General features: G+C 41.9%; 22 protein-coding genes and 1 pseudogene. 10 read left to right on the forward strand and 13 right to left on the reverse strand.

The features are described 5' to 3' along the window. The 6 genes and pseudogenes from G327_RS27010 to G327_RS0101370 all read left to right on the forward strand — a co-directional run. Window positions 1-318: pseudogene (locus G327_RS27010) on the forward strand (hypothetical protein); the annotation flags it as partial. Next, a complete protein-coding gene (locus G327_RS0101350) occupies window positions 318-2,015 on the forward strand; it encodes a BatD family protein (RefSeq protein WP_019612964.1) in 1,698 nt (565 codons plus the stop codon). The pseudogene G327_RS27010 and the gene G327_RS0101350, both read left to right, overlap by 1 nt. A 233-nt stretch (window positions 2,016-2,248) precedes the next feature. Further along, entirely contained in the window at window positions 2,249-3,262 is a 1,014-nt protein-coding gene (locus G327_RS0101355; RefSeq protein WP_019612965.1) for an amino acid ABC transporter substrate-binding protein, read from the forward strand. Window positions 3,263-3,304: 42 nt separating this feature from the next. Next, entirely contained in the window at window positions 3,305-4,489 is a 1,185-nt protein-coding gene (locus tag G327_RS23830; protein WP_019612966.1) for an amino acid ABC transporter permease, read from the forward strand. 1 nt (window position 4,490) lies between these two features. Continuing rightward, window positions 4,491-5,570 carry an amino acid ABC transporter permease gene (locus G327_RS0101365; RefSeq protein WP_019612967.1) on the forward strand — a complete coding sequence of 360 codons (1,080 nt, stop codon included), beginning with the start codon at window positions 4,491-4,493 and terminating at the stop codon, window positions 5,568-5,570. Window positions 5,571-5,581: 11 nt separating this feature from the next. Further along, on the forward strand, window positions 5,582-6,328 hold the full coding sequence (locus tag G327_RS0101370; RefSeq protein ID WP_019612968.1) for an ATP-binding cassette domain-containing protein: 747 nt from the start codon (window positions 5,582-5,584) through the stop codon (window positions 6,326-6,328). Between the two features lie 70 nt (window positions 6,329-6,398). Here G327_RS0101370 and G327_RS0101375 read toward each other — a convergent pair whose 3' ends face one another. The 5 genes from G327_RS0101375 to G327_RS0101395 form a co-directional block, all read right to left on the reverse strand. Continuing rightward, the gene (locus G327_RS0101375) at window positions 6,399-6,926 is read right to left on the reverse strand and encodes an NADPH-dependent FMN reductase (protein WP_019612969.1); all 528 of its coding nucleotides are present in this window, start codon (window positions 6,924-6,926) and stop codon (window positions 6,399-6,401) included. A gap of 137 nt (window positions 6,927-7,063) precedes the next feature. Further along, on the reverse strand, window positions 7,064-7,738 hold the full coding sequence (locus tag G327_RS0101380; protein WP_019612970.1) for an ABC transporter permease: 675 nt from the start codon (window positions 7,736-7,738) through the stop codon (window positions 7,064-7,066). 2 nt (window positions 7,739-7,740) lie between these two features. Further along, complete coding sequence (locus tag G327_RS0101385) at window positions 7,741-8,481, reverse strand: ABC transporter permease (protein ID WP_019612971.1); 741 nt, start codon at window positions 8,479-8,481, stop codon at window positions 7,741-7,743. 72 nt (window positions 8,482-8,553) lie between these two features. Beyond that, window positions 8,554-9,330: an ABC transporter substrate-binding protein gene (locus G327_RS0101390; protein ID WP_019612972.1), complete on the reverse strand. Its 777-nt coding sequence runs from the start codon at window positions 9,328-9,330 to the stop codon at window positions 8,554-8,556. 43 nt (window positions 9,331-9,373) lie between these two features. Next, window positions 9,374-10,141 carry an ABC transporter ATP-binding protein gene (locus G327_RS0101395; RefSeq protein WP_019612973.1) on the reverse strand — a complete coding sequence of 256 codons (768 nt, stop codon included), beginning with the start codon at window positions 10,139-10,141 and terminating at the stop codon, window positions 9,374-9,376. Between the two features lie 268 nt (window positions 10,142-10,409). Between G327_RS0101395 and G327_RS0101400 the strand changes: the two genes are divergently transcribed. After that, window positions 10,410-10,988: an acetate uptake transporter gene (locus G327_RS0101400; RefSeq protein WP_019612974.1), complete on the forward strand. Its 579-nt coding sequence runs from the start codon at window positions 10,410-10,412 to the stop codon at window positions 10,986-10,988. A gap of 128 nt (window positions 10,989-11,116) precedes the next feature. Here G327_RS0101400 and G327_RS0101405 read toward each other — a convergent pair whose 3' ends face one another. The 3 genes from G327_RS0101405 to rpsO all read right to left on the reverse strand — a co-directional run bounded on the left by G327_RS0101405 (window position 11,117) and on the right by rpsO (window position 15,853). Continuing rightward, window positions 11,117-12,574, reverse strand: coding sequence for a DUF3360 family protein (locus G327_RS0101405; protein WP_019612975.1), 1,458 nt, complete (start codon window positions 12,572-12,574; stop codon window positions 11,117-11,119). Window positions 12,575-13,317: 743 nt separating this feature from the next. Beyond that, complete coding sequence (pnp, locus tag G327_RS0101410; protein WP_019612976.1) at window positions 13,318-15,423, reverse strand: polyribonucleotide nucleotidyltransferase; 2,106 nt, start codon at window positions 15,421-15,423, stop codon at window positions 13,318-13,320. Window positions 15,424-15,583: 160 nt separating this feature from the next. Next, window positions 15,584-15,853: a 30S ribosomal protein S15 gene (gene rpsO, locus G327_RS0101415; RefSeq protein WP_019612977.1), complete on the reverse strand. Its 270-nt coding sequence runs from the start codon at window positions 15,851-15,853 to the stop codon at window positions 15,584-15,586. Between the two features lie 349 nt (window positions 15,854-16,202). Here rpsO and G327_RS25870 point away from each other — a divergent pair, with 349 nt between their 5' ends. Together G327_RS25870 and G327_RS0101425 are read left to right on the forward strand one after the other, a co-directional pair. After that, complete coding sequence (locus G327_RS25870) at window positions 16,203-16,907, forward strand: winged helix-turn-helix domain-containing protein (RefSeq protein ID WP_019612978.1); 705 nt, start codon at window positions 16,203-16,205, stop codon at window positions 16,905-16,907. Continuing rightward, complete coding sequence (locus G327_RS0101425; RefSeq protein WP_019612979.1) at window positions 16,897-17,367, forward strand: hypothetical protein; 471 nt, start codon at window positions 16,897-16,899, stop codon at window positions 17,365-17,367. The genes G327_RS25870 and G327_RS0101425 overlap by 11 nt, the downstream gene beginning before the upstream one ends. A 74-nt stretch (window positions 17,368-17,441) precedes the next feature. Here G327_RS0101425 and G327_RS0101430 read toward each other — a convergent pair whose 3' ends face one another. Further along, on the reverse strand, window positions 17,442-18,680 hold the full coding sequence (locus tag G327_RS0101430) for a TPM domain-containing protein (RefSeq protein WP_019612980.1): 1,239 nt from the start codon (window positions 18,678-18,680) through the stop codon (window positions 17,442-17,444). 335 nt (window positions 18,681-19,015) lie between these two features. On the opposite strand from G327_RS0101430, the gene G327_RS0101435 reads away from it, so the two are divergent. After that, complete coding sequence (locus tag G327_RS0101435) at window positions 19,016-20,623, forward strand: putative bifunctional diguanylate cyclase/phosphodiesterase (protein WP_019612981.1); 1,608 nt, start codon at window positions 19,016-19,018, stop codon at window positions 20,621-20,623. Window positions 20,624-20,672: 49 nt separating this feature from the next. Here G327_RS0101435 and G327_RS0101440 read toward each other — a convergent pair whose 3' ends face one another. The 4 genes from G327_RS0101440 to infB all read right to left on the reverse strand — a co-directional run bounded on the left by G327_RS0101440 (window position 20,673) and on the right by infB (window position 25,020). Further along, window positions 20,673-20,882 (reverse strand): hypothetical protein, encoded by a 210-nt coding sequence (locus tag G327_RS0101440; protein ID WP_019612982.1) that lies wholly within the window; start codon window positions 20,880-20,882, stop codon window positions 20,673-20,675. A 74-nt stretch (window positions 20,883-20,956) separates the two neighbouring features. Further along, complete coding sequence (gene truB / locus G327_RS0101445; protein ID WP_019612983.1) at window positions 20,957-21,889, reverse strand: tRNA pseudouridine(55) synthase TruB; 933 nt, start codon at window positions 21,887-21,889, stop codon at window positions 20,957-20,959. After that, window positions 21,889-22,290, reverse strand: a complete 402-nt coding sequence (rbfA, locus tag G327_RS0101450; RefSeq protein WP_019612984.1) for a 30S ribosome-binding factor RbfA — start codon at window positions 22,288-22,290, stop codon at window positions 21,889-21,891. Before rbfA ends, truB begins: the two co-directional genes overlap by 1 nt. Before the next feature lie 93 nt (window positions 22,291-22,383). After that, window positions 22,384-25,020, reverse strand: coding sequence for a translation initiation factor IF-2 (gene infB / locus G327_RS0101455; protein WP_019612985.1), 2,637 nt, complete (start codon window positions 25,018-25,020; stop codon window positions 22,384-22,386). Window positions 25,021-25,023: the final 3 nt, after the last annotated feature.

Consider the following 25,023-nt stretch of genomic DNA (forward strand, 5'->3'; position numbering starts at 1 on the left):
GAACAGCAAAGCAGCGAACAGCAAAGCAGCGAACAGCAAAGCAGCGAACAAAAAAGCAGCGAACAGCAGGAAGCAAAAACACAGCAGGAGCTTTCACAAGCACAGGCTGAACAGGAAAAAGAACAGCAGGCGCAGCTGCAGAGTAGTCAGTTACAGGAAACAGATGAAGTTAACCAAGAATTAGAGCAGTTACCAAACTGGCTGAAAAATATGCCCGATGATCCCTCTTTATTACTTAAAAACAAAATGCGTGCTGAATATCGAAAAAGAGCTTTATCACAGCCGGTAGAACAAGAAAATAACGGAGTTACCTGGTAATGAAAATATTATTTACAATTATGACAAGTCTATTTTTATCACTATTTATTAATCAAAGTGTGTCAGCAGCGGCAGTGCAGGTGCAGACCTCTGTTAGTGATAACGTAGTATATTTAGGCGATATGTTTACCTTAACGATTGAAATCAATGACAGCAGTTCAGACTATCAGCTGGACACTCGCCCTTTAGAGAAAGACTTTACCGTTTATCGTCCCTCTAGAAGTCAAAAAAGTGAATTAATTAATGGTAAGTTTAGTCAGCGCACAGAATGGCAGGTCACCTTACAGGCAAAAGCCGTCGGCACCTTTACCATACCCGCGTTAAAAATCGGCTCACTAAACAGCAAAGCAATCGTGGTCAGCGTTGAGAAGCCTTCAGCAGAGGCCACAAAAAGTCAGGATAATGCCGTATTTATAGAAAACAGCGTCGATAGAGAGACGCTTTACCTAGGTCAGCCGCTGATATTTACCAGCAAGATTTTTCTGTCACAAAACAGCAATGAATTGAACCTGCTGGACCCGACCTTAAAGGGGGCTGATATTGAAGTTTACGGCGAAGATAAAAACGGCCAGACAATCCGTAACGGTATCCGTTATAAAACCATTACCCGCAAATACCAGATAAACGCAAATACAGCCGGCAATGTAACCATAAACTCGCCTCTTTTAACCGGCAGCTTACGTAAAACGGTTCGTATCAGTGACTGGCAGAACCGGGTTATTGCCGATCCCATTAATATTCGCGGTGACAGCCTGAAAGTGACCATTAAAGAAAAACCAGCCGACTACCAGGGAGAGTGGCTGATCAGCGATGATGTTCGCCTGATTGAAAATCAAAGTATTGACGGCCAGAGTTTTCGTGTAGGGGAGCCGATTACCCGAAGCATTTCGCTGCAGGTCGCTTCCATTAATAAAGACAAGCTGCCGGTGGTTAATTTCAATTATCCGAAAAGTCTGCGTTTTTACCCGGATCAGGATGAATTAATAGAGGGGCAGGCAAACGATCTTATTTATGCACAGCGCACCCTGCGTCATGCAATCATCCCTGATCAAGCAGGCAGCCTAACCCTGCCGGAAATTAAAATTCCATGGTGGAACAGCCTCACAGACAAACAGGAGTTTGCTGTTTTACCCGCACAGACATTAACCATTCTGGCAGCCGAAAAAACACATTCCAGTGCAGCAGACACGGAGGCGCCACAAACTATTCCTACTGCAGCAGCTCCACAAGAAGCACCTGCGGCAGCAGCCGCTGATAACAGTGCTTTAATTATGTGGCAGGTCATTTCCGCTATACTGTTATTTTCACTTATCGTATTAGCTGCTTACCATTACTCTTATCGACGAAAATCCGCTGCGGAGAAAATTTCATCCCCTCTTATTGCTCCCTTAAAACAGGAACTTGTGACTCTGAATAATGCGCTGCACAAGCAGGATGCAGGTCTCATTTACCAGGCACTGTTAAGCTATGCTCAGAGTGAATACCATCTGCTGAAAAGCTTGTCACAGCTGCCCGACTGCGTAAATTTAAATGAACAGGATAAACAGCTGTTAGCCGCTGAAATTAAAAAATTAGAAAACCGCTGCTGCAATCCGTCTAGTGCTTGGAATGCAGAGCAGTTAAGTCAGCTGATAAAAAAACATCAGCAGCATAACCCCGCCAGCAGCGGTAATAATATTATGGACATCAACCCGTAGTTATAAATATTTTCCAGCAGAACACATAATTTTGTATGTTTACTGCTGGAAAATCACACTTTTCGCTCATTTAGCGAACGATATTGTGAGAGAACTCTTGTAAACGTTAACAATCTCGTAACAAACCGGGTGTTTCATATATTCTTCTCTATGCTTGATTAATCAATGGAAAGTAAGGTTTTTACTTTCTACATATTGAAATTAATATCAATAACATAGACAAGGATACAAAAATGAAATTGACGAAAATAGCTTTAATACTAGGTATCGCTTCATTGGCTCCTAGCTTTGCTTCAGCATCAACACTAGACCAGGTTGTTAAAAAAGGTACATTAAACTGCGGCGTTTCAACGGGTATTCCTGGGTTCTCTGCAACCGATTCTAAAGGTGTCTGGAAAGGCATTGATGTTGATTTTTGTCAGTCTGTAGCAGCCGCTGTGTTAGGCGACCCTGCAAAAGTTAAATATATCCCACTAACCGCAAAAGAGCGTTTTACTGCATTACAAAGTGGTGAAATTGACCTTTTAGCCCGCTCTTCTACCTGGACCGCAACACGTGATACCTCTCTAGGGTTGAATTTTGCAGGTGTTAACTACTACGACGGCCAGGGGTTCTTAGTTAACAAAGAGCTCGGTATCACCTCAGCTAAAGAGCTAGACGGTGCAACTTTCTGTATTCAGGCGGGTACCACCACCGAGCTTAATTTAACCGACTACTTTAAAGCTAATAAAATGGCTTACAAAGCGGTCACTTACGATACATCCGGGCAGACTATTGATGGTTTCAAAAAAGGCCGCTGTGACGCAGTTACCTCTGATGCATCACAGTTATACGGCTTGAAACTTAAAATGGACGATCCTAACTCGGTTGTCGTTTTACCCGAAATAATTTCTAAAGAACCATTAGGACCCGTTGTACGCCAAGGTGATGACCAGTGGCTTAATATTGTCCGCTGGACTATGTTTGCTATTTTAGAAGCCGAAGAATTAGGCGTGAGCTCTGCTAATGTGGATTCACAGCTTAAATCACAAAATCCAAGTATTAAACGTTTATTAGGCACTTCCGGTAAAGCAGGTGAAAACTTAGGCCTGAATGCTGACTGGGCTTACAGCATAGTTAAAAAAGTCGGTAACTATGGTGAAATGTTTCACAGAAACGTGGGTAAAGGTTCGCCGCTTAATATTGATCGCGGACTTAATAATTTATGGAATCAAGGTGGGTTAATGTACTCAATGCCAATTCGATAAATTAATATTGGGGGAGCACGACTCCCCTTTTTAAGGTTTTTTATGAACAATTCTCAACTCCCCCCTTCCGCTAACGGATTTTTAAACAACCCGCAGAATCGAGCTGTTATTTTCCAAGTGCTCGCATTAATGTTTGTTGTTTTTCTCGCTTTTTACTTCGCTAACAACATGTTCGACAACGTCGAAAAAAGAGGTATTACGACTGGTTTCTCTTTCTTGGATGATGTTGCCGGTTTTGGGATCAGCCAGACCCTGATTGAATATGATGATGCCGGTTCAACCTATTACGATGTATTTATTGTTGGTTTATTGAATACGCTGTTAGTCTCAATTATCGGTATTTTCTTCGCGTCTGTTTTAGGATTGCTGATAGGTGTCGGTCGATTATCGTCAAACTACTTAATTTCACGTCTGTCTTTAGTTTATATTGAAACCTTCCGCAATATTCCGATCTTACTGCAGATTCTGTTTTGGTATAACGTAGTACTGGCGGCATTGCCAAGTCCGCGCAAAAGCTTCTCTTACCTGGACTCGGTATTTTTAAACAACCGCGGCCTGTTACTGCCGGAGCCAATTTTTGAAAGCGGCAGCAGTGCAATTTTAATCGCTTTGATACTCGCTATAACTGGTGTATTTTTTCTGGCCCGCTGGTCGAAAAAACGTCATGATTTAACCGGTGAAGAATTCCCGTTAATCAAGGTATCAATCGCTTTAGTTTTGCTAGCCCCCGTGCTGGTTTACTTTATTAGCGGTCAGCCTATTTCCGCTGAATACCCGCACCTCAAAGGTTTTAACTTTAAAGGCGGCTTGACGATTATTCCTGAACTACTGGCTTTAATGTTTGCACTGAGTATCTATACTGCCACCTATATCGCCGAAGCGGTGCGTGCTGGTATTGAAGCGGTGCCTAACGGCCAGAAAGAAGCAGCTAAATCCTTAGGTTTAAAAGATCACGTTATCTTAACTAAAGTGGTTTTACCGCAGGCATTACGCGTCATTATTCCTCCCGTTATTAACCAGTACCTTAACCTTGTTAAAAACTCGTCATTAGCCACAGCTATCGGTTATCCAGAAATTGTCACGCTGTTTTCAGGCACCACCCTTAATCAGGTCGGCCAGGCAATTGAGATTATTTTAATGACGATGGCCGTTTATTTAACATTCAGTATCGTTATTTCATTAATGCTGAACTGGGTAAATGCCAAGATGGCAATCAAAGGAAGATAAAATGGCGACTTATACTATGAAAGAAGCCAAACCAGCGCCCTCGACCAGTAAAGGACTGCTGTTTTGGTTAAGAGAAAACCTGTTTTCGGATATTAAAAACAGCCTGCTCACCTTAGTCGGTTTGTATTTTTTGTACACTATTATCCCGCCTCTGCTTAACTGGATGATCTTTGATGCCACTTGGAGCGGCACGAAGGATGAGGTCGTAAAAGAAGGTGCAAGGTGGATATTTATTGTCGAGAAATTCGACCAGTTTATTTACGGATTTTATCCCGAATCTCTACATTGGCGCCCTAACTTGGTGGCACTGATCTGTATCGCTTTTTTACTATCGATGAAATTCGTCAAAAATATCAACATAAAAATAGCCCTTATACTGTTGTTTCCGGTTGTATGTTTCGTTCTGATCAGCGGCGGCGGGTTCGGTCTAGAAGTCGTTGAAACAGAAAAATGGGGCGGACTAATGCTCACCGTACTGGTGGCGGCCGTTGGTATCATAGCGTCATTTCCTATCGGTATCATATTAGCCTTAGGCCGTCAGTCTCATATGCCGATTGTAAAAACCCTGTGTGTGGGTTTTATCGAATTTGTCCGCGGCGTACCTCTGATTACCATATTGTTTATGGCCTCCGTCGTCCTGCCGTTATTTTTCAGTGACGGTATTGATTTTGACAAGCTCCTGCGCGCGCTTATCGGTATCACTCTGTTCCAGGCGGCATATATTGCAGAAGTGGTGCGCGGCGGCCTGCAGGCGATACCCAGAGGACAGTATGAGGCGAGTGAGTCACTAGGGCTTAGTTACTGGCAGGGGATGATTTTAGTTATTCTGCCGCAGGCTTTGAAGATCTCCATCCCCAACTTAGTCGGCTCTTTTATCTCCCTGTTTAAAGATACTACCCTAGTTCTGATTATCGGCTTATTCGATATTCTCGCTATGGTAACACTCACTAACAGTGATACTAACTGGTTAGGTTATGAGGTGGAAGGATATGTTTTTGTCACCATGATCTACTGGGTTATCTGTTTCACTATGTCGCAATATTCTAAATCAATTGAACGCAAGTTTAATACCGAGCACTAAAAGGAATTACCATGTCTGAACACGAATTTATGATCACAATGCAGGATGTTAACAAGTGGTATGGTGACTTCCATGTACTCAAAGATGTTAACTTAAATATCAAAAAGGGTGAGAAACTGGTTATCTGCGGACCTTCCGGCTCAGGTAAGTCAACCACTATCCGCTGTTTAAACCACCTGGAGAAGTTTCAGGAAGGTAAAATCAGCATTAACGGCACAGACTTAATAGAAGATGTGAAGGTTGTTCGCCATATCCGCTCGCAGGTGGGTATGGTGTTCCAGCACTTTAACCTGTTCCCGCACCTTTCCGTATTAGAGAACCTGTTATTAGCACCGACCTGGGTACATAACAAACCGCGTAAAGAAGCGATTGAAACAGCCATGTATTATCTGGAGCGGGTTAAAATTGCCGACCAGGCGCATAAATATCCTAACCAGTTATCAGGCGGACAGCAGCAGCGTGTCGCCATCGCACGCTGTTTATGTATCAACCCGGAAATAATGCTGTTTGACGAGCCGACTTCCGCACTGGATCCAGAGATGGTTTCAGAGGTACTGGAGGTCATGGTGGAACTTGCTGAAGAAGGCATCACCATGATCTGTGTTACCCATGAAATGGGCTTTGCGAAAAAAGTTGCAGACAGAGTTATTTTTATGGATGCAGGACAGATTATTGAAGAAAACGAGCCCCATGAATTCTTTGATAACCCGCAGTCGGATCGTTTGAAACTGTTCTTAGATCAGATTTTATCGCACTAAAAAAGCTATATTAAAAAGCATGTCAGTTATTTTATCCAGCACCAGACATGCTTTTCTCACATGTAATAATTTACCGGTTTAACTTGATCATCAGCAGCTGCAGCTGTTCATTAACAGCACCGCTTTTCAGACAGCCGTTTTCCATATCAAAATTAACGTAAAAACTAGGAACAGATAAAAAACCTTTCAGATCTCCGGAAAAAAACGGCGCGGAGCCAACAGCCGTAGTTAAAACACAGGAAGCACCGCTAGGTCCGGGAGATGTCGCCAGTAAAATAAGTTTCTTACCTTGAAATACTTTGGCATTAATTCTTGAGCACCAGTCAAAAACATTCTTATAAGCGGCTGAATAAGCACCATTATGCTCAGCAAAAGAGATAACCAGCGCATCACACTGGCTGATTTTATTAAAGAACTCCTGAGCTAGAGAGGGGATGCCGGAATCATTTTCTCTATCTTCACTAAATATAGGCATTTCATAATCATTGAGATCTAATACCTCTGTGCTGCTGTTTTCGACTAAGCTGCAGGCATAAGTCACTAACTTTTTATTAATTGATCGAGTGCTGCTGCTTCCTGCAAATGCGAGTATTTTCATAATACATCCTTTTTGAAAAATGATGCTTTCAGTGTGCAGCATCAACTGTAATTGGTCAAACAGATCACAGGAAAACAGAATATAAAAAAACGCAGTAAAAACTGCGTTTTTTTAAAAGGGGCAGGCAGCAGAGAGCTTTACTGCTGCAAGTAAGAGGCCTCTAGTTTTTTAAACAGGTAAATAACGGAAAAAGTTAAGCACATATACAGCAGTCCGGCAGCAAAATAAGCTTCAAAAGGTGCATAATAACGAGCATTAACCACTCGTGCAGCCCCGGTGATATCAACAATAGTAACTACACCGGCAATGGCACTACCGTGAATCATAAAGATAATCTCATTACTGTAAGCCGGAAGCGCACGACGTAATGAGTTAGGCAGGGTAATACGGCGCAGAGTCTGCCAGGCACTCATACCATATGCCTTAGCGGCTTCCAGCTCACCTTTATCCATAGTGCCGATAACACCGCGTACAATCTCCGCAGTGTAGGCACCAGTATTTAAAGTAAAAGCTAACAGTGCGCAGAACCACGCTTCCTGGAAGTACTCCCATAACCAACTCTCACGTAAAGCGTCAAACTGTGCCGAACCGTAATAAATAATGAACAGCTGTATTAACAGCGGCGTACCACGGAAGAAATACATATAAAACCAGATTGGGCCTTTTACAAACCAGTTATTACTGCTGCGTAATATGCCGGCCGGGACCGCAATAAATAAACCTAACAGTAATGAAAGCGCCACCAGCCAGATAGTGGTCCATAAACCATTAAGGTAAAGTGAGTACTGATTAACGATAATTGATAAATCCATCTCTACCTCGTTTTAATTGTATATTTTTGTTCAGCCCACTTTAATAAAGTGGTGGACACTGTGGTAAAGAAAAGGAAAACTAAAGCCACGGCAAAATAAAAAGTAAAAGGCTGCTGCGTGGAGCCGGATGCATCACCGGCAATTTTAACCATATCCTGCAAACCGATAATCGAAACCAGTGCTGTAGTTTTTAATAAAACCAGCCAGTTATTACCAATGCCAGGAAGTGCATGACGCATCATCTGCGGAAACATAACACGGGTGAAAATTTTAAATTTGCTCATACCGTAGGCAGCAGCGGCTTCCAGCTGGCCTTTTTCAACGGACATAAAAGCGCCACGGAAAGTTTCCGCCATATAAGCACCAAAGATAAAACCAATAGTCATAATACCGGCAAAATAAGGGCTGATATCAATATAATCCGGTAAGAATGAATACCATTCATGTTCTGGATTATAAGTTGTAAACAATTCATTTAACCATTCATTGAGGCTGTAACTTAAATCATTTACCAGCATCTGTCCGCCGAAAAAAATAAGCAGCATTAAGATAAGATCAGGAATACCACGGATAACCGTCGTGTATATAGTGGCAATGCCTTTTAATACCGTTGAGTGCGATAACTTAGCTAACGCGCCTAACAGTCCTAAAAAGACTGCTAATACTAATGACAGCAATGCGACCTGAAGAGTTAACCAGGCGCCATCGAGTAATATTCCCTGATAACTTTGTAGTTCAGCCATATAAAATTTAATTTCCAGTCATAATAAAAAAGGATGGTCACCCATCCTTAGTTTTGTTCAGTTGCGCAATAATTACTGAGCCGCACCGTAAACATCAAAAGTAAAATATTTATCCTGGATAGTTTTATAAGTACCGTCTGCACGAATAGCTGCAATTGCACTGTCTAACTTCACTTTCAGTGCTTTATCCTGCTTACGCAGTGCAATACCAGCACCTTCACCAAACCATTTAGGATCGTTTAATTTAGGACCGATAAATTCATATTTATCACCGTCTTCTTTTGCTAATAAGCCGTCAGCAATAGCGGCAGAGTCTGCCATTACATAATCTAAACGGCCAGCTTTAAGATCCAGATATGCTTCGTCAGCTGAACCGTAACGTTTGATCTTGGCATTAGGGTAATTATCCGAGATGTACAGATCCATCGTTGTTGCACGCTGTACACCTACGCTTTTACCTGCCATAAACTCTTTGGTCGGCTGGAAATCAGTTCCTTTCAGAGCAACAAAACGCGCTGGAATATGCTGGTATTTATCCGAGAAAGCGACTTTCTTTTTACGCTCTTCAGTAATATCCATTGTGGCAATAATAGCATCAAATTTACGACCTAATAACGCCGGAATAATACCGTCCCAGTCCTGCTTTACTAAAGTACATTTGACTTCCATCTCGGCACACAAAGCATTAGCAATATCAATATCAAATCCGGTAACACTTCCGTCAGCTTCTGTTTTACTAAACGGAGGGTAGGCACCTTCCACTCCAAAACGGATATGCTTCCACTCTTTTGCCTGCGCGGCGTTAAATGACAAGGCGAATAGTGCAATTAACAAACTGATTTTTTTCATTATATATCCTTAATTGGGGTAAATTATTTAAACTATGTTCGGGTTAATAAACTGATGAAATAAATTGTTTAAAACGTTCTGATGACGGGTTTTCAAAAATAACTTCCGGCTTGCCCTGTTCCTCGACTAAACCTTCGTGCAGAAACAGTACCTTGTTTGAAACATCACGAGCAAATGCCATTTCGTGAGTAACAACCAGCATGGTTCTGCCCTCTTCTGCCAGGCCGCGCATCACACTCAGCACTTCTCCTACCAGTTCAGGATCAAGTGCAGAGGTCGGCTCATCAAAGAGCATCACTTCAGGCTCGACAGCAAGCGCACGCGCAATAGCTACCCGCTGCTGCTGACCGCCGGAAAGCTGTCCGGGAAAATTATTTTTTCTTTCATGCAAACCAACACGCTGCAGGATCGCTTCTGCTTTTACAATCGCCTCTTTTTTAGGCACACCTAAAACATGCACCGGCGCTTCAATAACATTTTCTAATACCGTCATATGCGACCACAGATTAAAGCTTTGAAAAACCATTGCTAAACGAGAACGAATACGTTCGACTTGTTTAATTGAAGCCGGTACTGCACCACGTTTTTTATCCTGTTTCATTTCTATCAGTTCACCATTAACTCGAATTTCTCCCGAGCTAGGTGTTTCAAGCAGGTTTACACAGCGCAGCAGAGTACTTTTGCCGGATCCCGAAGCACCTAATATAGAAATCACATCACCTTTATGTGCATCTAAATCAATACCTTTTAATACTTCATTGTCTGCAAATGATTTATGCAGATCTTTTATCGATAAAGTTGCTGATTTCATATTTCTCAAGTTCGTTTTATTAGCTGTTAGACTGACTGCATTAAATGACTTAACACAAAGTTATACTGTGAATCGAATATAAATAAAAATGCATAATTATGCAAATCATTAATACTCAAGATTTACGAGCTTGTATCTCATTTATAATTTAAATATCTACAAAAAGGTGAGGTAGATCTTATTTTTACAAATTTCTTTACAAAAAAATTAGTCATGATATTGTGCGCGCGATTATCTCCCATCCAACTAACATAAAAAGGTATATTGCGTGTCACAAACTATTAATTACGCTAATCCAGCACCACTCGGCCTAATGGGCTTTGGTATGACAACTGTTTTACTTAATATCCACAACGCTGGATTTTTTCCAATTAGCGCAATGATATTAGCAATGGGCCTATGTTACGGTGGTATAGCACAAATTATCGCCGGTATACTTGAGTTTAAAAAAGGTAACACATTTGGTCTAACCGCTTTCACATCTTACGGTTTTTTCTGGATCAGCTTAGTTGTACTACTAATCATGCCTGAAATGGGATTAGGCGGCGCAGCAGAAGCAACACCACATGCATACATGGCGTGGTACTTAGTTATGTGGGGCATCTTTACTGCGTTTATGTTTGTCGGTACGCTGCGCGGTAACAAATGTCTGCAGTTTATCTTCGGAAGCTTAACCGTTTTATTCTTTCTGTTAGCAGCACGTGACTTTACCGGTTCGGCATTGATCGGCAAAATTGCCGGATTTGAAGGTCTTATCTGTGGTTTAAGCGCAATTTACTTAGCAATGGCTGAAGTGATCAACGAACAGTACGGCCGTGAAATTCTGCCTATTGGCGAACCGAAGTAACAGTTCTATTTATTCGCTTAAAATAAAAAGCCGAGTTCTGAATTAGAACTCGGCTTTTTTGATCTTAGTATTCCCGTAGCAATCAAAATGCATTTATCAGCGGCACCTTAAATGATCACGGGTATATATTAAAGCAGTGCTGGAATACCCGGCAGCTGCCCTACTAATGCTAATGAACCGACACAAATAACAAATGCAATACCCGGAATCACTAAACGGTCGGCAAAAGTGAGCTGTTCACTACGCTCTTTGTCACCGATAAAGCCCATATTGTCTAATAGCATGGTTGTTGCCCAGCCGAATACCGGGTTAACCAGTGCACTTGCAAAGATACAGATACCTGCGCTTTGTGAGCTTTTATTATCATTAACCATCTGCATACCCGCTTCTAACAGCGGTAAAAATACCCCTACTAACAATGCCACACGCAATACAGGTTCCCACATTGCTAAATCCATCGGGAAACCTAATAACGCACAGGCTACACATAAAAGCCCCGTTAAAAGAGCACCGCCTGGTATAGGACGTTTCGCAATGGCGGCCGGGATCATGTAAGTCCCCCAGGATGATGCTAAGTTTGCCCCGCCTAATACTGAGCCGACAATCTGACGGATTGAAACAACCGTCATTGTATCATCGACATCCATCAGTACATTTCTAGCTTTTTTCGGGTAGTTTAACTCCTGGAATACACGGTGACCTAAGAAGTCAGGAGACCACATAGCAACCGCCAAGATGGCAAACGGAATAACCGCAATATAATGGCTAAGTGTAGGCCAGCCAAGCTTCCAGCCAGTATCTTCACCCCACCAGTAGAGCGGACTCATGTTTGGCAGACCAGGCTCGGTTACAAATTCAAACGGAGCACCTAATGCGTATGCGGCAACCCCGGCGATGACTGAACATAGCGGAATAGCCAGCCAGCGCTTTTTAACACGAGCCAGATATGCATAAACAACAACGGTGATTAAGATAACCACAAAAGCGACAAAGGGCATGCCGATATTACCTGCAGACCAGGCCTTTAGCTTAGCGATCTGACCAATAGTCCCCACCGCACCGAGGTAAATCAATAACCCCCCGCGTACCCCTTCACCGGTTAAGGTTACCAGCTTAGAGCCGCCTTTAGACATGCTCAACATAATACCAAATACCCCGACCATAATGCCGAGCGCAAGCGGATGACCACCAGCAGCAGCAATTAACGGGATAAGTGGAATCATCGGACCGTGCGTACCGGCAAGGTTAGTACGAGGGTTTAATATCGCAGCAAACAACACCACGAATAACACACCTGCAATTACCAGTTCAAAACGGACGTTTTCTGCAACAAAAGAGGCATCTAAACCAAACTGAGCGGCAAATGCCGTCGCCATAGCAGCTACCATTACAATTTTACCAATGGTAGCTGCTAATGCAGGTACCCAGTCTTCAATTTCAATACGGTAATCACGATAAGGTAAATTTATACCCCAGCGTTTAAACTTCATGATACTCAGTTCATTGTTTAAGTAGTCTTCACGGGAACCAAAATCACTCGCGGGTTTGTGTCGTTCACTATACGGTGTATTCTCTGCATCCTGCATAGAAATATCCTTTATATATTTAATCGTAGTTTTAAAAAAAGTTAAAATAACAACATAAATGAGATGTTTTTTGTCTTAAGACAATTTATGGCAGATCGTTATAAAATCTAATCAGATAATAAACAATAGTGCTAAACCCTGCACAAACCCAGAAAAAACAGTATATTTTTTATACTTAATTGATTGTATATTTCAACAAAAGAATAAAGATGAAAATTAAATAAGCAGCCCTTCCCATAGGAGATAGTATTTTAACCAAACTGAAAAACAGCCTTAAGAATGACCTTAAAAAGGAAAGGGAATTCACTTTTCAGTGACAACATCAAGAAACACAGAAGCAGGCGACGTAAGCCATAAGAAAGAAAAGCAAACTTTTCCACACATAAAACAAGTGATTATTTTGACTATTCGGGTACAAAAACTGAGGTGTATTTCTTGGGATGATAATATACAGCTGAAGCCACGCGTGAAAATATCTGATAGGCCTTTTATCCTGCATGAGAACGGGCCAGAAACTTTAAGTTTCGTCAGGCATATAAAGAGAGGCACATATTTACTATGCTGATGATGAACAACCGAAATGCAGTTTCGCAGTGTGAAGATGGTCTGAAACTTTCTGCAGACGCTCTTCACCGTTATTTGAGGGTTAGCTGTGAGATGTGAACTCGACCGTCTTTACCTTTCTACCGGCACAAAAAAAGCAAGCCGAAGCTTGCTTTAGTAATTAACGGTTAAGTTAAATATTATTCAGCAGCTGGAGCTTCTTTCTTTTCCATTGCTTCTTTGATGCTTAGACGTACACGGCCCTGGCGATCAACTTCTAGTACTTTAACTTTTACTTCTTGACCTTCTTTAAGATGGTCAGAAACTTTCTGTACACGCTCTTCACAGATTTGTGAGATGTGAACCAGACCGTCTTTACCAGGTAAGATGTTTACGAATGCGCCGAAATCAGCCAGACGTACAACTTTACCAGAGTAGATAGTACCTACTTCAACTTCTGCTGTAAGTGCTTTAATGCGGTTGATTGCATCGTCAGCCTGCTCACCAGAAGTGGCAGCAATTTTAACTGTACCATCATCTTCGATTTCAATCGTAGTACCCGTTTCTTCACAAAGCGCACGGATAACCGCACCACCTTTACCGATAACATCACGGATTTTATCAGTGCTGATTTTCAGTGTATGAATACGCGGAGCAAACTGAGAAATATCTTCACGACCTTGAGGCAGTGCTGCATCCATTACTGTTAAGATATGTAAACGTGCAGCTTTTGCCTGGTTTAAAGCAATCTGCATGATCTCTTTAGTGATACCTTCAATTTTGATATCCATCTGCAGTGCAGTGATACCAGCGTCAGTACCTGCTACTTTAAAGTCCATATCACCAAGATGATCTTCATCACCTAAGATATCAGAAAGAACAACGAACTCTTCGCCTTCTTTCACTAGGCCCATTGCGATACCCGCAACAGAAGCTTTAAGAGGAACACCCGCATCCATAAGTGCTAGAGATGAACCACAAACAGAAGCCATTGAAGATGAACCGTTAGATTCAGTGATTTCCGATACAACACGTACAGTGTACGGGAATTCTTCAACCGTAGGCATTACTGCTAATACACCACGTTTCGCTAGACGACCGTGACCGATTTCACGACGCTTAGGAGAACCAACAAAACCTGTTTCGCCTACACAGTATGGAGGGAAGTTGTAATGCAATAAGAAGTGATCTTTCTTCTCACCCATTAGGCTGTCGATGATTTGTGCATCACGTTGTGTACCAAGCGTAGCCGTCACTAACGCTTGAGTTTCACCACGTGTAAATAGTGAAGAACCGTGAGTACGTGGTAATACACCAGTACGAACGTCAAGTGCACGAACACTCTCTGGATCACGACCATCGATACGCGGCTCACCTTTGATGATGCGCGTACGTACAACCGTTTTTTCTAAATCGTGTAAGTATTCACCTACTTGTTTAGCTTCTAAAGACTCGTCAGCAGCTAATAACTTCTCTTTAACTTCAGAAGTGATCGCTTTGATTGCATCGTAACGATCGCCTTTGTCGCTGATTTGATAAGCTTGTTCAAAACGCGCCTGCGCTTCAGTCGCAATCGCAGCATCTAATGCTTCGTTACGTACAGGTGCTTTCCAATCCCAAGCAGGACGTGCAACTTCAGCAGCGAATTCTTTAATCGCGTTAACAACAACCTGCTGCTGATCGTGACCGTATACAACAGCGCCTAACATTACGTCTTCGCTTAAGATAGCAGCTTCAGATTCAACCATTAATACCGCGTTGTCTGTACCTGATACTACAAGGTTAAGATCACTTGTTTCTAATTCTGTTTTAGTCGGGTTAAGCAGGTATTGACCTTCTTTATAACCAACACGAGCACAACCGATAGGACCATTAAAAGGCATACCAGAGATAGAAAGTGCCGCAGATGTTGCAATCATAGCAACGATATCCGGGTTAACTTCTGGGTTAATTGAAACAACAGTTGCAATCACTTGTACTTCGTTTTTGAAACCTTCTGGGAAAAGAGGACGAACTGGACGGTCAATAAGACGTGCAATTAACGTTTCTTCTTCAGATGGACGGCCTTCACGTTTGAAGAAACCACCTGGGATTTTACCGGCAGCGTATGTTTTTTCCTGGTAGTTAACAGTAAGAGGGAAGAAGTCACGCTCTTGATCATCTGCATTTTTACCAACAACAGAAACGAATACACAAGTATCGTCCATGCTGCACATAACAGCAGCTGTTGCTTGACGTGCAATTACGCCAGTTTCTAGGGTTACAGTATGTTCGCCATACTGAAAACTTTTAACAATAGGAGTCATTTTTTTTCCTTTAATAAATTTATAGTCTTTATGCTTTTTATCGCGCCGATAGTATACGTCAAACTGCCTGCTTTAAAACGTTTTAAACATGTTTTTTTGTGTTTTAGAAACAAAAAAAGAGCCCTATAGGCTCTTTTTGAAATCAGTTTTTAACTCAGAATTAACGACGTAGGCCTAATTCAGAGATAAGTGCTGTGTATGCAGCTACGTTTTTACGCTTTAGGTAGTCAAGTAATTTACGACGCTGAGCAACCATGCGTAATAGACCACGACGGCTGTGGTGATCATGGATGTGCTCTTTGAAGTGACCCTGAAGGTGGTTGATTTGTGCTGTGTACAAAGCAACTTGAACTTCAGATGAACCAGTATCGCCTTCTGAACGACCAAATTTTGCTACGATTTCAGCTTTCTGTTGTGCACTTAGTGACATAACATACTCCGATATTTTATGGTTATGTGAATAACCTATTTAAATTATTACCGCCGATCACTAATTCAGCGATAAAGTGAACCGCGGATTTTACGGAGTATTAAGCAACTAAGCAATAGTTATCGAAGAGATAATTACATTTTCAACAGCCCTACTCTATAACAGCCCCCTGCAAAGACAAACAGCAGCTGGTTATCACTATCAGATATAATACCTTCAGTAAATCGTACAGATTTTATTATTCAGAAATAAATACAATATGTGTATTTACAACAGCATCGCCTATAAGAGAAACTCTGAATATCTCGAACAAATATTTATCGAAAATGCTATAAATCAGGGGAATAAAATGATTAACAGCAATGCAGAAACTGTAAAAATCAATGATCTTATTGTCATTGATTTTAAAGCAGCAAGTATAAGCTACCTTAACAGCGGCCATAAAATACAAGTGCCTGCCAATGAAATTCTGTTATTACGCTATTTCTGTACTCTGAGTAATCAAACCCTGACAAAAGAAGATATCATTGATTTTGTCTGGACGTCTCGAGGCATTGTGGTTGATGACGGCAGTCTGCTGCAGTGTATTTCAAACTGTCGAAAACTACTTAATAATAAAGAAACACAATTAATCAAAACTGAAAGACGGATTGGTTATCTGTTCACCGGCAGGGTTACTCCCTTAGATGAACCTCACAGTGAAAGCAGTGACATTATAATTGACACTGTAACAGAGCCCGCCTGCACAAGTGACAGCAAAAACAGGATACGCATCCGTTACCGCTGTATATCTATTTATTTTCTGTTGTTTGTTGTATCTGCAGCGATAGGCGCAGGTACCGGTTTGCTTTTCTCCTCCGAAAGTCAGGAAACGGTTTATAGCACCGCAAAAATACAGTCAAATTGTTTTATCGCTTCCCACGGAACGGAATCTGCCTTAACGATAACGAATATCGGAGTATACAACTTTAAAAATGTACAGATGCTAGTACCTGAGACGGGTGAAATCATCAGCATATCTTCCGAATATCAAGGAGTTACATGTGAAGACTAAATATCTGCTAAGCTGCATTATCAGTGGATTACTGTGCGGTTTTATTGCTTACCAATGCTTTCTTTACTTCAACGGTTCTGGCCTGCCTCAAGGAACTTACCAGTCATCAATGATTATGAAAATTGAAAGAAACGGCCGGCACTTCACCCTGCCCGTTGAAAGCCGTATTGAGATTAATGATGAGCAGTTTAACCTGTTATTTATTACCGATGGAGACTCTGGATTTTCATCGACCGGTACTGTGGAAAAAGATGCTGACAGTATTCGTTTTATTCATGCACAGCGACATCTGATTGCCCCTGAAAAAGCAGCCACAGTATTAGAGCAGACGCTGATAAGACCAGGAAGCTTGTCGGGTAAACTTCGTTTACAGGTTATTGATCAACACTCATTTGCCATTATCGGAGAATCAATTGCACTTTATTACACCAGTAAAAATCAGCCTGATGAGCCGGATTAGAGTGTCAAAAACAAATTAAAGCTGTATATCAAGCATATCAAACTGCTCTAAAAGCATATTCCGCACAGAGATTTCTAATCAGCCGTCAACTGGGATTTTAGCAGTATAAGGCGGCCGTCGCGCCGAACTAAAACCTCATATCCCGATTCTTCTGTCAGCGTATTCAACAGATTAAAAAAAGAGGCTTTATCCGATACTTTACCCCCGTTAACACTGACTACCTGATCTCCTTTACGGATATCAAACACGGCAAAGGGCATGTCTTCAAGCACATAAGTGACCAGTACTTTTTTATCAACATCTTCAAGACCGAGCCCCCAGCGCACCTGCCCGGTTGGAAAGCCGGTACGGTTAATATTCCAGTCTAAAAATGCAAACCAGTAATTATGATCCGCCCCCATCTCGAAGTACCAGTTATTATTATGATTAAAGCGGATAACTTTTTCAGTCATGGTTAAATCTAGCTTCCAGCCCTGTTCATTAATAAAAAACCAGGGAGCGCATAAACGTGCCTCGAGCGGATAACGCAATACAGCATAGCTGTTGTTTTCCGCTGTTTTTAACTGCGGCTCAGGACAACTATTATACGTTTTCATCACATTATCCATCTGTGCAGCTGTTACTTGCCACTGTTTCAGCATTCCTTTACTGGCCGATGAATAAATACCTAGAGCAGGACTATTGTTGTGGCTTTTCAGCACTTTAAAATAGCGGTTCAAAATTACTTGCGGGGTGTTTTTCTGCGAGTAAGTGCTTACCCTCTTTTCCTGTAATAATGTTTCTGAATTTTGAATTTCGCTTCCGGCAGCTAAGGTGTCTGTTTTGTGATATTGCAGCCAGGCAGCATCAGCCGGACGCAGGGCCTGCTTTACAATTAAGTCAACACCTGCAGTAATACCTTCTGTAATATTACCTTCACTGAAAAACGGCACCATATGATGTAGTTGCAGATAAGCAGTAAAACCACCACCATAAGTACTATCTAGGGCGCTAGCAGTTTTAAGGCGAAGCAGCTTACTGTGCGGATTAATAATAAATAACAAACCCAGGTCTTTATCGCTTAACTCCCCCGCATCCAGTTCAGTAAACAATAGCTTCGCGGCTTCGTCTATCTCCTGAGCCTCAGTAATAACAATGCGCATATCTATATCATTCGAAGCTAACAGCGCATTATGGTAGCTGACAAGAATTGCTGACTCACCTTTATTGAGCAGATTAACTTTATCTGTGACAATTTCACTAGCGAAAAGGCTAGCGGATAAAAACAGACAGCTGCATAATAATAATGTGCTGAACAAAGGGCGTAACAACATCAAGTCTTCCTTATACTTCAATGAAAAATTAATCCTAATCAATAAAACTATATCGGCTTTAGATACTTTTACAATCACTTTTGCATTTAGACTGCCTGAAGGTACGTTTTCAAAGATATAGAGCATACATGCTGCTAAGTATATACCACTGAAAAACTCCGGCCTTTCAACAAAAGCTTGTATGACAAAGTGAGCAAGTATTAATCACAACATAAATATCAAAATAACAGACATTTATTTATCATTATCTACTTTTTCTATCTAGAATAATAAAGGCACATTTGTAATAAAACTTACCGTAATGTGAAAGGATTGTATGCAGGAAATTAAATAATATGGCTGTGCTAGCAATGCTTTTAGTCGCTGCCGGAGTATCGTTTTTACTTTTCAGCCTTAAACCCGCGGTCACTATCTGCAGGCAGGATAATAATGCCGGCTGGAAAATCCTACTAATGCTGATTATCTGCTTCCTATTCGGATATCTACTTTTTCTTTATTACCTGTACGGCATAGATTCAACCTCCTTTATTGAAAACAGCCTCGCTATCATTCTTTTTGGCGGCAGTATTTTTGTAATGATGGTCATTAATCTAAGCCTGAAAAGTATCAGAAAAATTCAGTCTATTGCCCGCCAGGAGAGGCATAATTCACTACACGACTCACTGACTGGGCTCGCCAATCGAAAACATTTTTTAACAGCAATCAGTGATAAGGTAGAACAATCAGCTCCTTTTTCAGTATTTATTTTAGACCTTAATGGTTTCAAGCAGATTAATGATATGCTCGGACACTACTATGCCGATCAAGTACTTATTAAAGCAGCAGCCGTTATTAAGCGGCAGCTGCCGGAAGAGTGCTTTTTTTCCCGAATAGGCGGCGATCAGTTCACCCTGATATCCAGTGCAGTTACAGACGAAAATATTCGAAATCTAATGACCTGCATTCACCTTGCCTTAAAAACACCATTTAATATTAACAGCTATAACCTTAAAATAAGCATGTGCTGCGGCGGCAGTGTATTTCCAGAAAATAGTAACCAGATTGTCACCCTGTTACAGCAGGCTGACAATGCAATGAGCGAAGCTAAAAAGAGGCAAGTAGGGTACATTACTTATAATGACAGCTTAGATAATGACGCTAAATATCGGCTGGAGATATCCAGCAGACTACATAACGCACTTGCAGAAAATCAATTCCAAGTACATTATCAGCCACTGATTAATGTCAAAGCTGGCCGGATTCATCATTTTGAAGCTCTAATTCGCTGGCCAGCCGCGGAAGGCGGGTTTATCCCTCCAGATAAATTTATCCCCATTGCAGAGCAGAATAACTTAATCAGGCAGATAACTATCTGCGTATTAAATAATATTTGTGACCATCTGCAGGAACTTAAACAGGCCGGTTTAAGTTCCTGCATTCATATCAATTTATCAACACGCGATCTGCAGGATGATCATATTTCAGTGCGGCTTGCAGAGCTGATTAATCAGGGCCGGATCTTAGCAAAAGAACTGGTCTTAGAAGTTACTGAAACGGCGGTGATGAATGATATTTCTGCTACTAAGACGGTATTAATGCAGCTAAGTAGGCAGGGTTTTTTAATTAGTCTGGATGATTTTGGTACAGGGTATTCATCATTATCAATACTGCTGGAGCTGCCTATTCATCAGATAAAGATTGACCGTTCTTTTGTTACTTCGATGCAGGAAAAAAGAAACAGCCGCTCAATTGTTCAGTCTATTATTTTACTGGCCCATAATTTAGGCTGTACAGTAGTCGCAGAAGGGGTTGAAACAAAAGTGCTTGTTGATGAATTAACAAATTTGAAATGTGATTATCTGCAGGGATATTATTACAGTAAGCCTTTACCGGTCACGGCACTTATTGAATACTGCCGAGATACAGATAAAATGCAGCCTGTCTGTGCCGATTTCAGCATCTAACCAATAACAGAGCAGCCTACTTTGTACACTCAGAAAACAGCCTGAATCTTTAATCTTCCAGCTCTAAAGCGATGCTTGTACAGCCCTTGGCGCAGCTTACACCGGGCTGACCTTCACTGCTGACACTTAATTTAAGCGGCTGGCCGCAGACAGTGCAGAGCACCGTTTCACCCCGACCAATTTTCTTAATCAGATTACGCTGATCGTTGAATGATTTTGATGCAGATTTATTAACTGCAGAAAAGTCTAATTTTGCCATGAGTATCACTTCATTTCAGATGATAAAAAGCCCTGCAGAGCAACTCTGCAAGGCTAATAAATTTGCTTAACAGACTACAAGTTTGCTAAACGCTTAGGTGCAATTAAACCATCATCGTTCATCTGGCCGACACCGATAAAGGTACGGTTTTCACCGACCGTAATACGCACAATCGTATCATCTGGCGCGCCGAAGACCTGCACAGGCTGACCATGTAAAACATACTCGCCCATCTCTTCAGTAATATTGACTTCCGGATAGTTTTTTACCGCCGTGTCCATATCTAATAAAAGCGGATCCAGCAGCTCATAAGGGCTGATATCCGTTTCTTTAGCCTGTTCGATTAACGCATCTAACTGCTCAATAGTAACCATTCGCTGATAAGGGTAATCGGCCACCTGGGTACGGCGAAGCATAGATACGTGAGCACCGCAGCCTAATAACTCGCCGAGATCATCAACGATAGTGCGGATATAAGTGCCTTTACTAACGTGAATATCTAAATCGACTTCGTTATCTTCAAAACGCAGCTGATTGATTTCATAAACGGTGATCGGACGTGCTTCACGTTCAATCGTAATACCTTCACGCGCATATTTATAAAGGGGCTGGCCTTTATGTTTTAATGCCGAGAACATCGAAGGCACCTGCATTATATCGCCGCGGAATGTATCCAGTGCATCATCAAGCTGCTGCTGTGTAACTGCAACCGGGCGCTCTTCAACCACATCACCTTGAGAGTCACTGGTTGTTGTACGCACACCTAATGTCGCTGTTACGGTATAACGTTTATCGGAATCGAGTAAAAACTGAGAAAATTTGGTGGCTTCACCTAAACAGACCGGCAGCATCCCCGTTGCAAGCGGATCTAACGCGCCCGTATGTCCTGCTTTATTAGCAAAGAAAATACGTTTAACGCGCTGTAGTGCATGGTTGGAACTGATGTCTGTTGGTTTATCTAATAAAACGATACCGTTTATTGAACGACCCTTTCCTCGTCTTGCCATTACTCTTCGTCCTCGTCGCTGCGGCCTGCCTGATCGAATTTCACTTTATCGTTTTTAACCGCGCCGCTAACCAGTTCAGAAATACGTAAACCTTCTGTTAGTGTTTCATCGAAACAGAAGCGCACTTCCGGCACAATACGTAAACGCATCGCTTTACCCAGCAGCTTACGAATGTAACCTGACGCGGCATTCAGCCCTTCAAGAGATTCATCGTTAGTCTGGTCGCCAATGGTTAAAAAGGTAACAAATACCTTTGCGTAAGCGAGGTCACGAGTGATATCAACACCTGAAATCGTCACCATGCCGATACGCGGATCTTTTACTTCCTGCTGCAGTATACGCGCTAGCTCTTTTTGAACCTGCTGCGATACACGAGAAGTACGGCTATATTCTTTGGCCATTTTTTACTCCTTGAACACTTGCGTGATCTTATTTCTTTATAAATGAGAATGGAGGCTATAGCCTCCATTCTTTAATTAAAAGCGAATCTAAAATTATAAAGTACGTTTAACTTCAATAATTTCAAATACTTCAATTTGGTCGCCTACGCGTACATCGTTGTAGTTCTTAACACCGATACCACATTCAACACCGTTACGTACTTCTTCTGCGTCGTCTTTAAAGCGACGTAGAGACTCAAGCACACCTTCGTAAATCACCACGTTTTCACGCAGTACACGGATAGGGTTGTTACGTTTGATCTTGCCTTCCGTCACCATACAACCAGCGATTAAACCGATTTTTGGAGATTTGAAGACTTCACGTACATCAGCAATACCTGTGATCTCTTGTTTGAACTCAGGTGCTAATAAACCGCCCATTGCAGAACGAACTTCGTCGATTAGATCGTAGATGATGCTGTAGTAATGCAGATCAACTGCTTCGTTATCAATAAGTTTACGTGCAGATGCATCTGCACGTACATTAAAGCCGATAACGATTGCACCGGAAGCAGAAGCAAGAGATGCGTCAGTTTCAGTAATACCACCAACACCGCGACCGATAATGTTAACTTTAACTTCGTCGGTAGAAAGTTTGTTGAGTGAATCACAGATTGCTTCAAGTGAACCTTGAACGTCTGCTTTAAGTACGATGTTAAGTTCAGAAACCTCACCCGCTTCCATGTTAGTAAACATGTTATCAAGTTTAGCCTTCTGTTGACGAGCCAGTTTAATATCACGGAATTTACCCTGACGGTATAATGCAACTTCACGTGCTTTTTTCTCATCACGTACTACAGTAGCTTCATCACCCGCCTGCGGTACACCAGATAAACCTAATACTTCTACAGGAATAGAAGGACCAGCAGTCTCAATCGGCTTACCATCTTCATCGCGCATCGCACGAACACGGCCGTATTCAAGACCACAAAGTACAATATCACCCTGCTTCAGTTCACCCTGCTGTACAAGGATAGAAGCAACTGGACCACGACCTTTATCAAGGCGAGATTCGATTACCACACCTGATGCAGGACCTGTAGCAACCGCTTCTAAATCAAGCATTTCTGCCTGTAGAAGAATGCTGTCAAGTAACTCTTGAACACCGGTACCTACTTTAGCTGAAACGTGTGCAAAGATGTTCTCACCGCCCCACTCTTCAGAAATAATGTCATGCTGAGAAAGCTCAGTTTTAACACGATCCGGATCCGCGGCTTCTTTATCAATTTTGTTTACTGCAACAATCAGAGGAACACCAGCTGCTTTAGCATGCTGAATCGCTTCAATTGTCTGAGGCATTACACCGTCATCGGCAGCAACAACAAGTACTACGATATCCGTAGATTTAGCACCACGAGAACGCATAGATGTAAAGGCAGCGTGTCCTGGAGTATCTAGGAATGAAATCATACCTTTTGGAGTATTTACATGGTAAGCACCGATATGCTGGGTAATACCACCGGCTTCTCCATCAGCAACTTTTGCACGACGAATGTAATCCAGTAATGACGTTTTACCGTGGTCAACGTGACCCATGATAGTAACAACAGGTGCACGTGAAGTTTTCTCACCGCCTTCCTGTGCTTCAGCCAGTACTGCTTCTTCTAATTCATTTTCTTTAGTAAGAATAACCTTGTGACCCATCTCTTCAGCAACAATCGTCGCTGTTTCCTGATCAATCACCTGGTTGATAGTTGCCATAGCACCCATCTTCATCATCACTTTGATAACTTCAGTCGCTTTAACAGCCATTTTATTAGCCAGTTCAGCAACAGAAATTGTTTCACCAATTTTTACATCACGCTCAACAGGTGCAGCCGGTTTCTCAAATGCCTGCTGTAATGCAGAAGGAGTCGCAGGTCCCGATTTCTTACCGCGACGACCACGACGGCCTTGTGGTGCAGGAGCAGCTGCTGCTGCTTTTTTCTTTTTCTTACGGCGAGAAGGACCTTCCGCTTTAGAATCCGATGCATCTTCAGCAGCCTGAGCTTCTTTAGAAGAAGTGACATGGTAATCCACGCCTTCAGCCGCTTTTTTACGCGCGGCTTCTTCAGCAGCCCAGCGAGCTGAGTTTTCTTCAGCTAATTTTTTAGCAGCTTCTGCCTGTTTAGCCGCTTCCTGCTCAGCTTTACTAAGTGCTTCAGCTTCTGCTTTTTTCAGAATATCTGCAGCTTCTTTTTCCTGCTGAATCTGTTCAGCTGTTTTATCTGATTTCACAGCAACTTGTTTTTCTTTATTAGCCGCAGCTGCTTTTTTAGCTTTCTCGTCAGCTTCTTTTTTAACTGCTAATTTTTCAGCCAGAGCTTTTTCTGCAGCTGCTTTCTTAGCGTCAATTTCAGCTTGAACTTTTGCGTCTTCAGCTGCTTGTTCTGCTAATTCAGCTTCTTTCGATGCTTGAATTTCACTGTCAGTACGTTTAACGTAAGTACGTTTTTTACGCACTTCAACATTTACCGCATTTGCCTGACCTTTAACGTTTAATGTGCTTTTAGTTTTACGCTGCAGTGTCATTTTCTTTTTAGTTTCGCCGCCGTGCTGCTTTTGTAAAAAAATCGTTAACGTTTCTTTCTCTTTTAAGCTCACTTTATCTGATGCTGACTTCTCAATACCTGCATCTGCAAACTGTTTAACCAAAACTTCTTCCGATTTATTTAAATCTTTAGCAAGGTCTTTTAATAAAATATCTGACATAAT

This window comes from Psychromonas ossibalaenae ATCC BAA-1528, from assembly GCF_000381745.1.
Lineage (GTDB): Bacteria > Pseudomonadota > Gammaproteobacteria > Enterobacterales > Psychromonadaceae > Psychromonas > Psychromonas ossibalaenae.

What these genes read in the sequence shown, in the direction of transcription:
- G327_RS0101370 (WP_019612968.1), top strand. Translation starts at nt 5,582, where the DNA reads ATGTCTGAACACGAATTTATGATCACAATGCAGGATGTTAACAAGTGG.
- G327_RS0101435 (WP_019612981.1), top strand. Translation starts at nt 19,016, where the DNA reads ATGGCTGTGCTAGCAATGCTTTTAGTCGCTGCCGGAGTATCGTTTTTA.
- truB (WP_019612983.1), bottom strand. Translation starts at nt 21,889, where the DNA reads ATGGCAAGACGAGGAAAGGGTCGTTCAATAAACGGTATCGTTTTATTA.
- G327_RS0101380 (WP_019612970.1), bottom strand. Translation starts at nt 7,738, where the DNA reads ATGGATTTATCAATTATCGTTAATCAGTACTCACTTTACCTTAATGGT.
- G327_RS0101350 (WP_019612964.1), top strand. Translation starts at nt 318, where the DNA reads ATGAAAATATTATTTACAATTATGACAAGTCTATTTTTATCACTATTT.
- G327_RS0101365 (WP_019612967.1), top strand. Translation starts at nt 4,491, where the DNA reads ATGGCGACTTATACTATGAAAGAAGCCAAACCAGCGCCCTCGACCAGT.
- G327_RS25870 (WP_019612978.1), top strand. Translation starts at nt 16,203, where the DNA reads ATGATTAACAGCAATGCAGAAACTGTAAAAATCAATGATCTTATTGTC.
- G327_RS0101395 (WP_019612973.1), bottom strand. Translation starts at nt 10,141, where the DNA reads ATGAAATCAGCAACTTTATCGATAAAAGATCTGCATAAATCATTTGCA.
- G327_RS0101385 (WP_019612971.1), bottom strand. Translation starts at nt 8,481, where the DNA reads ATGGCTGAACTACAAAGTTATCAGGGAATATTACTCGATGGCGCCTGG.
- G327_RS0101375 (WP_019612969.1), bottom strand. Translation starts at nt 6,926, where the DNA reads ATGAAAATACTCGCATTTGCAGGAAGCAGCAGCACTCGATCAATTAAT.
- pnp (WP_019612976.1), bottom strand. Translation starts at nt 15,423, where the DNA reads ATGACTCCTATTGTTAAAAGTTTTCAGTATGGCGAACATACTGTAACC.
- G327_RS23830 (WP_019612966.1), top strand. Translation starts at nt 3,305, where the DNA reads ATGAACAATTCTCAACTCCCCCCTTCCGCTAACGGATTTTTAAACAAC.
- G327_RS0101390 (WP_019612972.1), bottom strand. Translation starts at nt 9,330, where the DNA reads ATGAAAAAAATCAGTTTGTTAATTGCACTATTCGCCTTGTCATTTAAC.
- infB (WP_019612985.1), bottom strand. Translation starts at nt 25,020, where the DNA reads ATGTCAGATATTTTATTAAAAGACCTTGCTAAAGATTTAAATAAATCG.
- G327_RS0101440 (WP_019612982.1), bottom strand. Translation starts at nt 20,882, where the DNA reads ATGGCAAAATTAGACTTTTCTGCAGTTAATAAATCTGCATCAAAATCA.
- rpsO (WP_019612977.1), bottom strand. Translation starts at nt 15,853, where the DNA reads ATGTCACTAAGTGCACAACAGAAAGCTGAAATCGTAGCAAAATTTGGT.
- G327_RS0101430 (WP_019612980.1), bottom strand. Translation starts at nt 18,680, where the DNA reads ATGTTGTTACGCCCTTTGTTCAGCACATTATTATTATGCAGCTGTCTG.
- rbfA (WP_019612984.1), bottom strand. Translation starts at nt 22,290, where the DNA reads ATGGCCAAAGAATATAGCCGTACTTCTCGTGTATCGCAGCAGGTTCAA.
- G327_RS0101355 (WP_019612965.1), top strand. Translation starts at nt 2,249, where the DNA reads ATGAAATTGACGAAAATAGCTTTAATACTAGGTATCGCTTCATTGGCT.
- G327_RS0101405 (WP_019612975.1), bottom strand. Translation starts at nt 12,574, where the DNA reads ATGCAGGATGCAGAGAATACACCGTATAGTGAACGACACAAACCCGCG.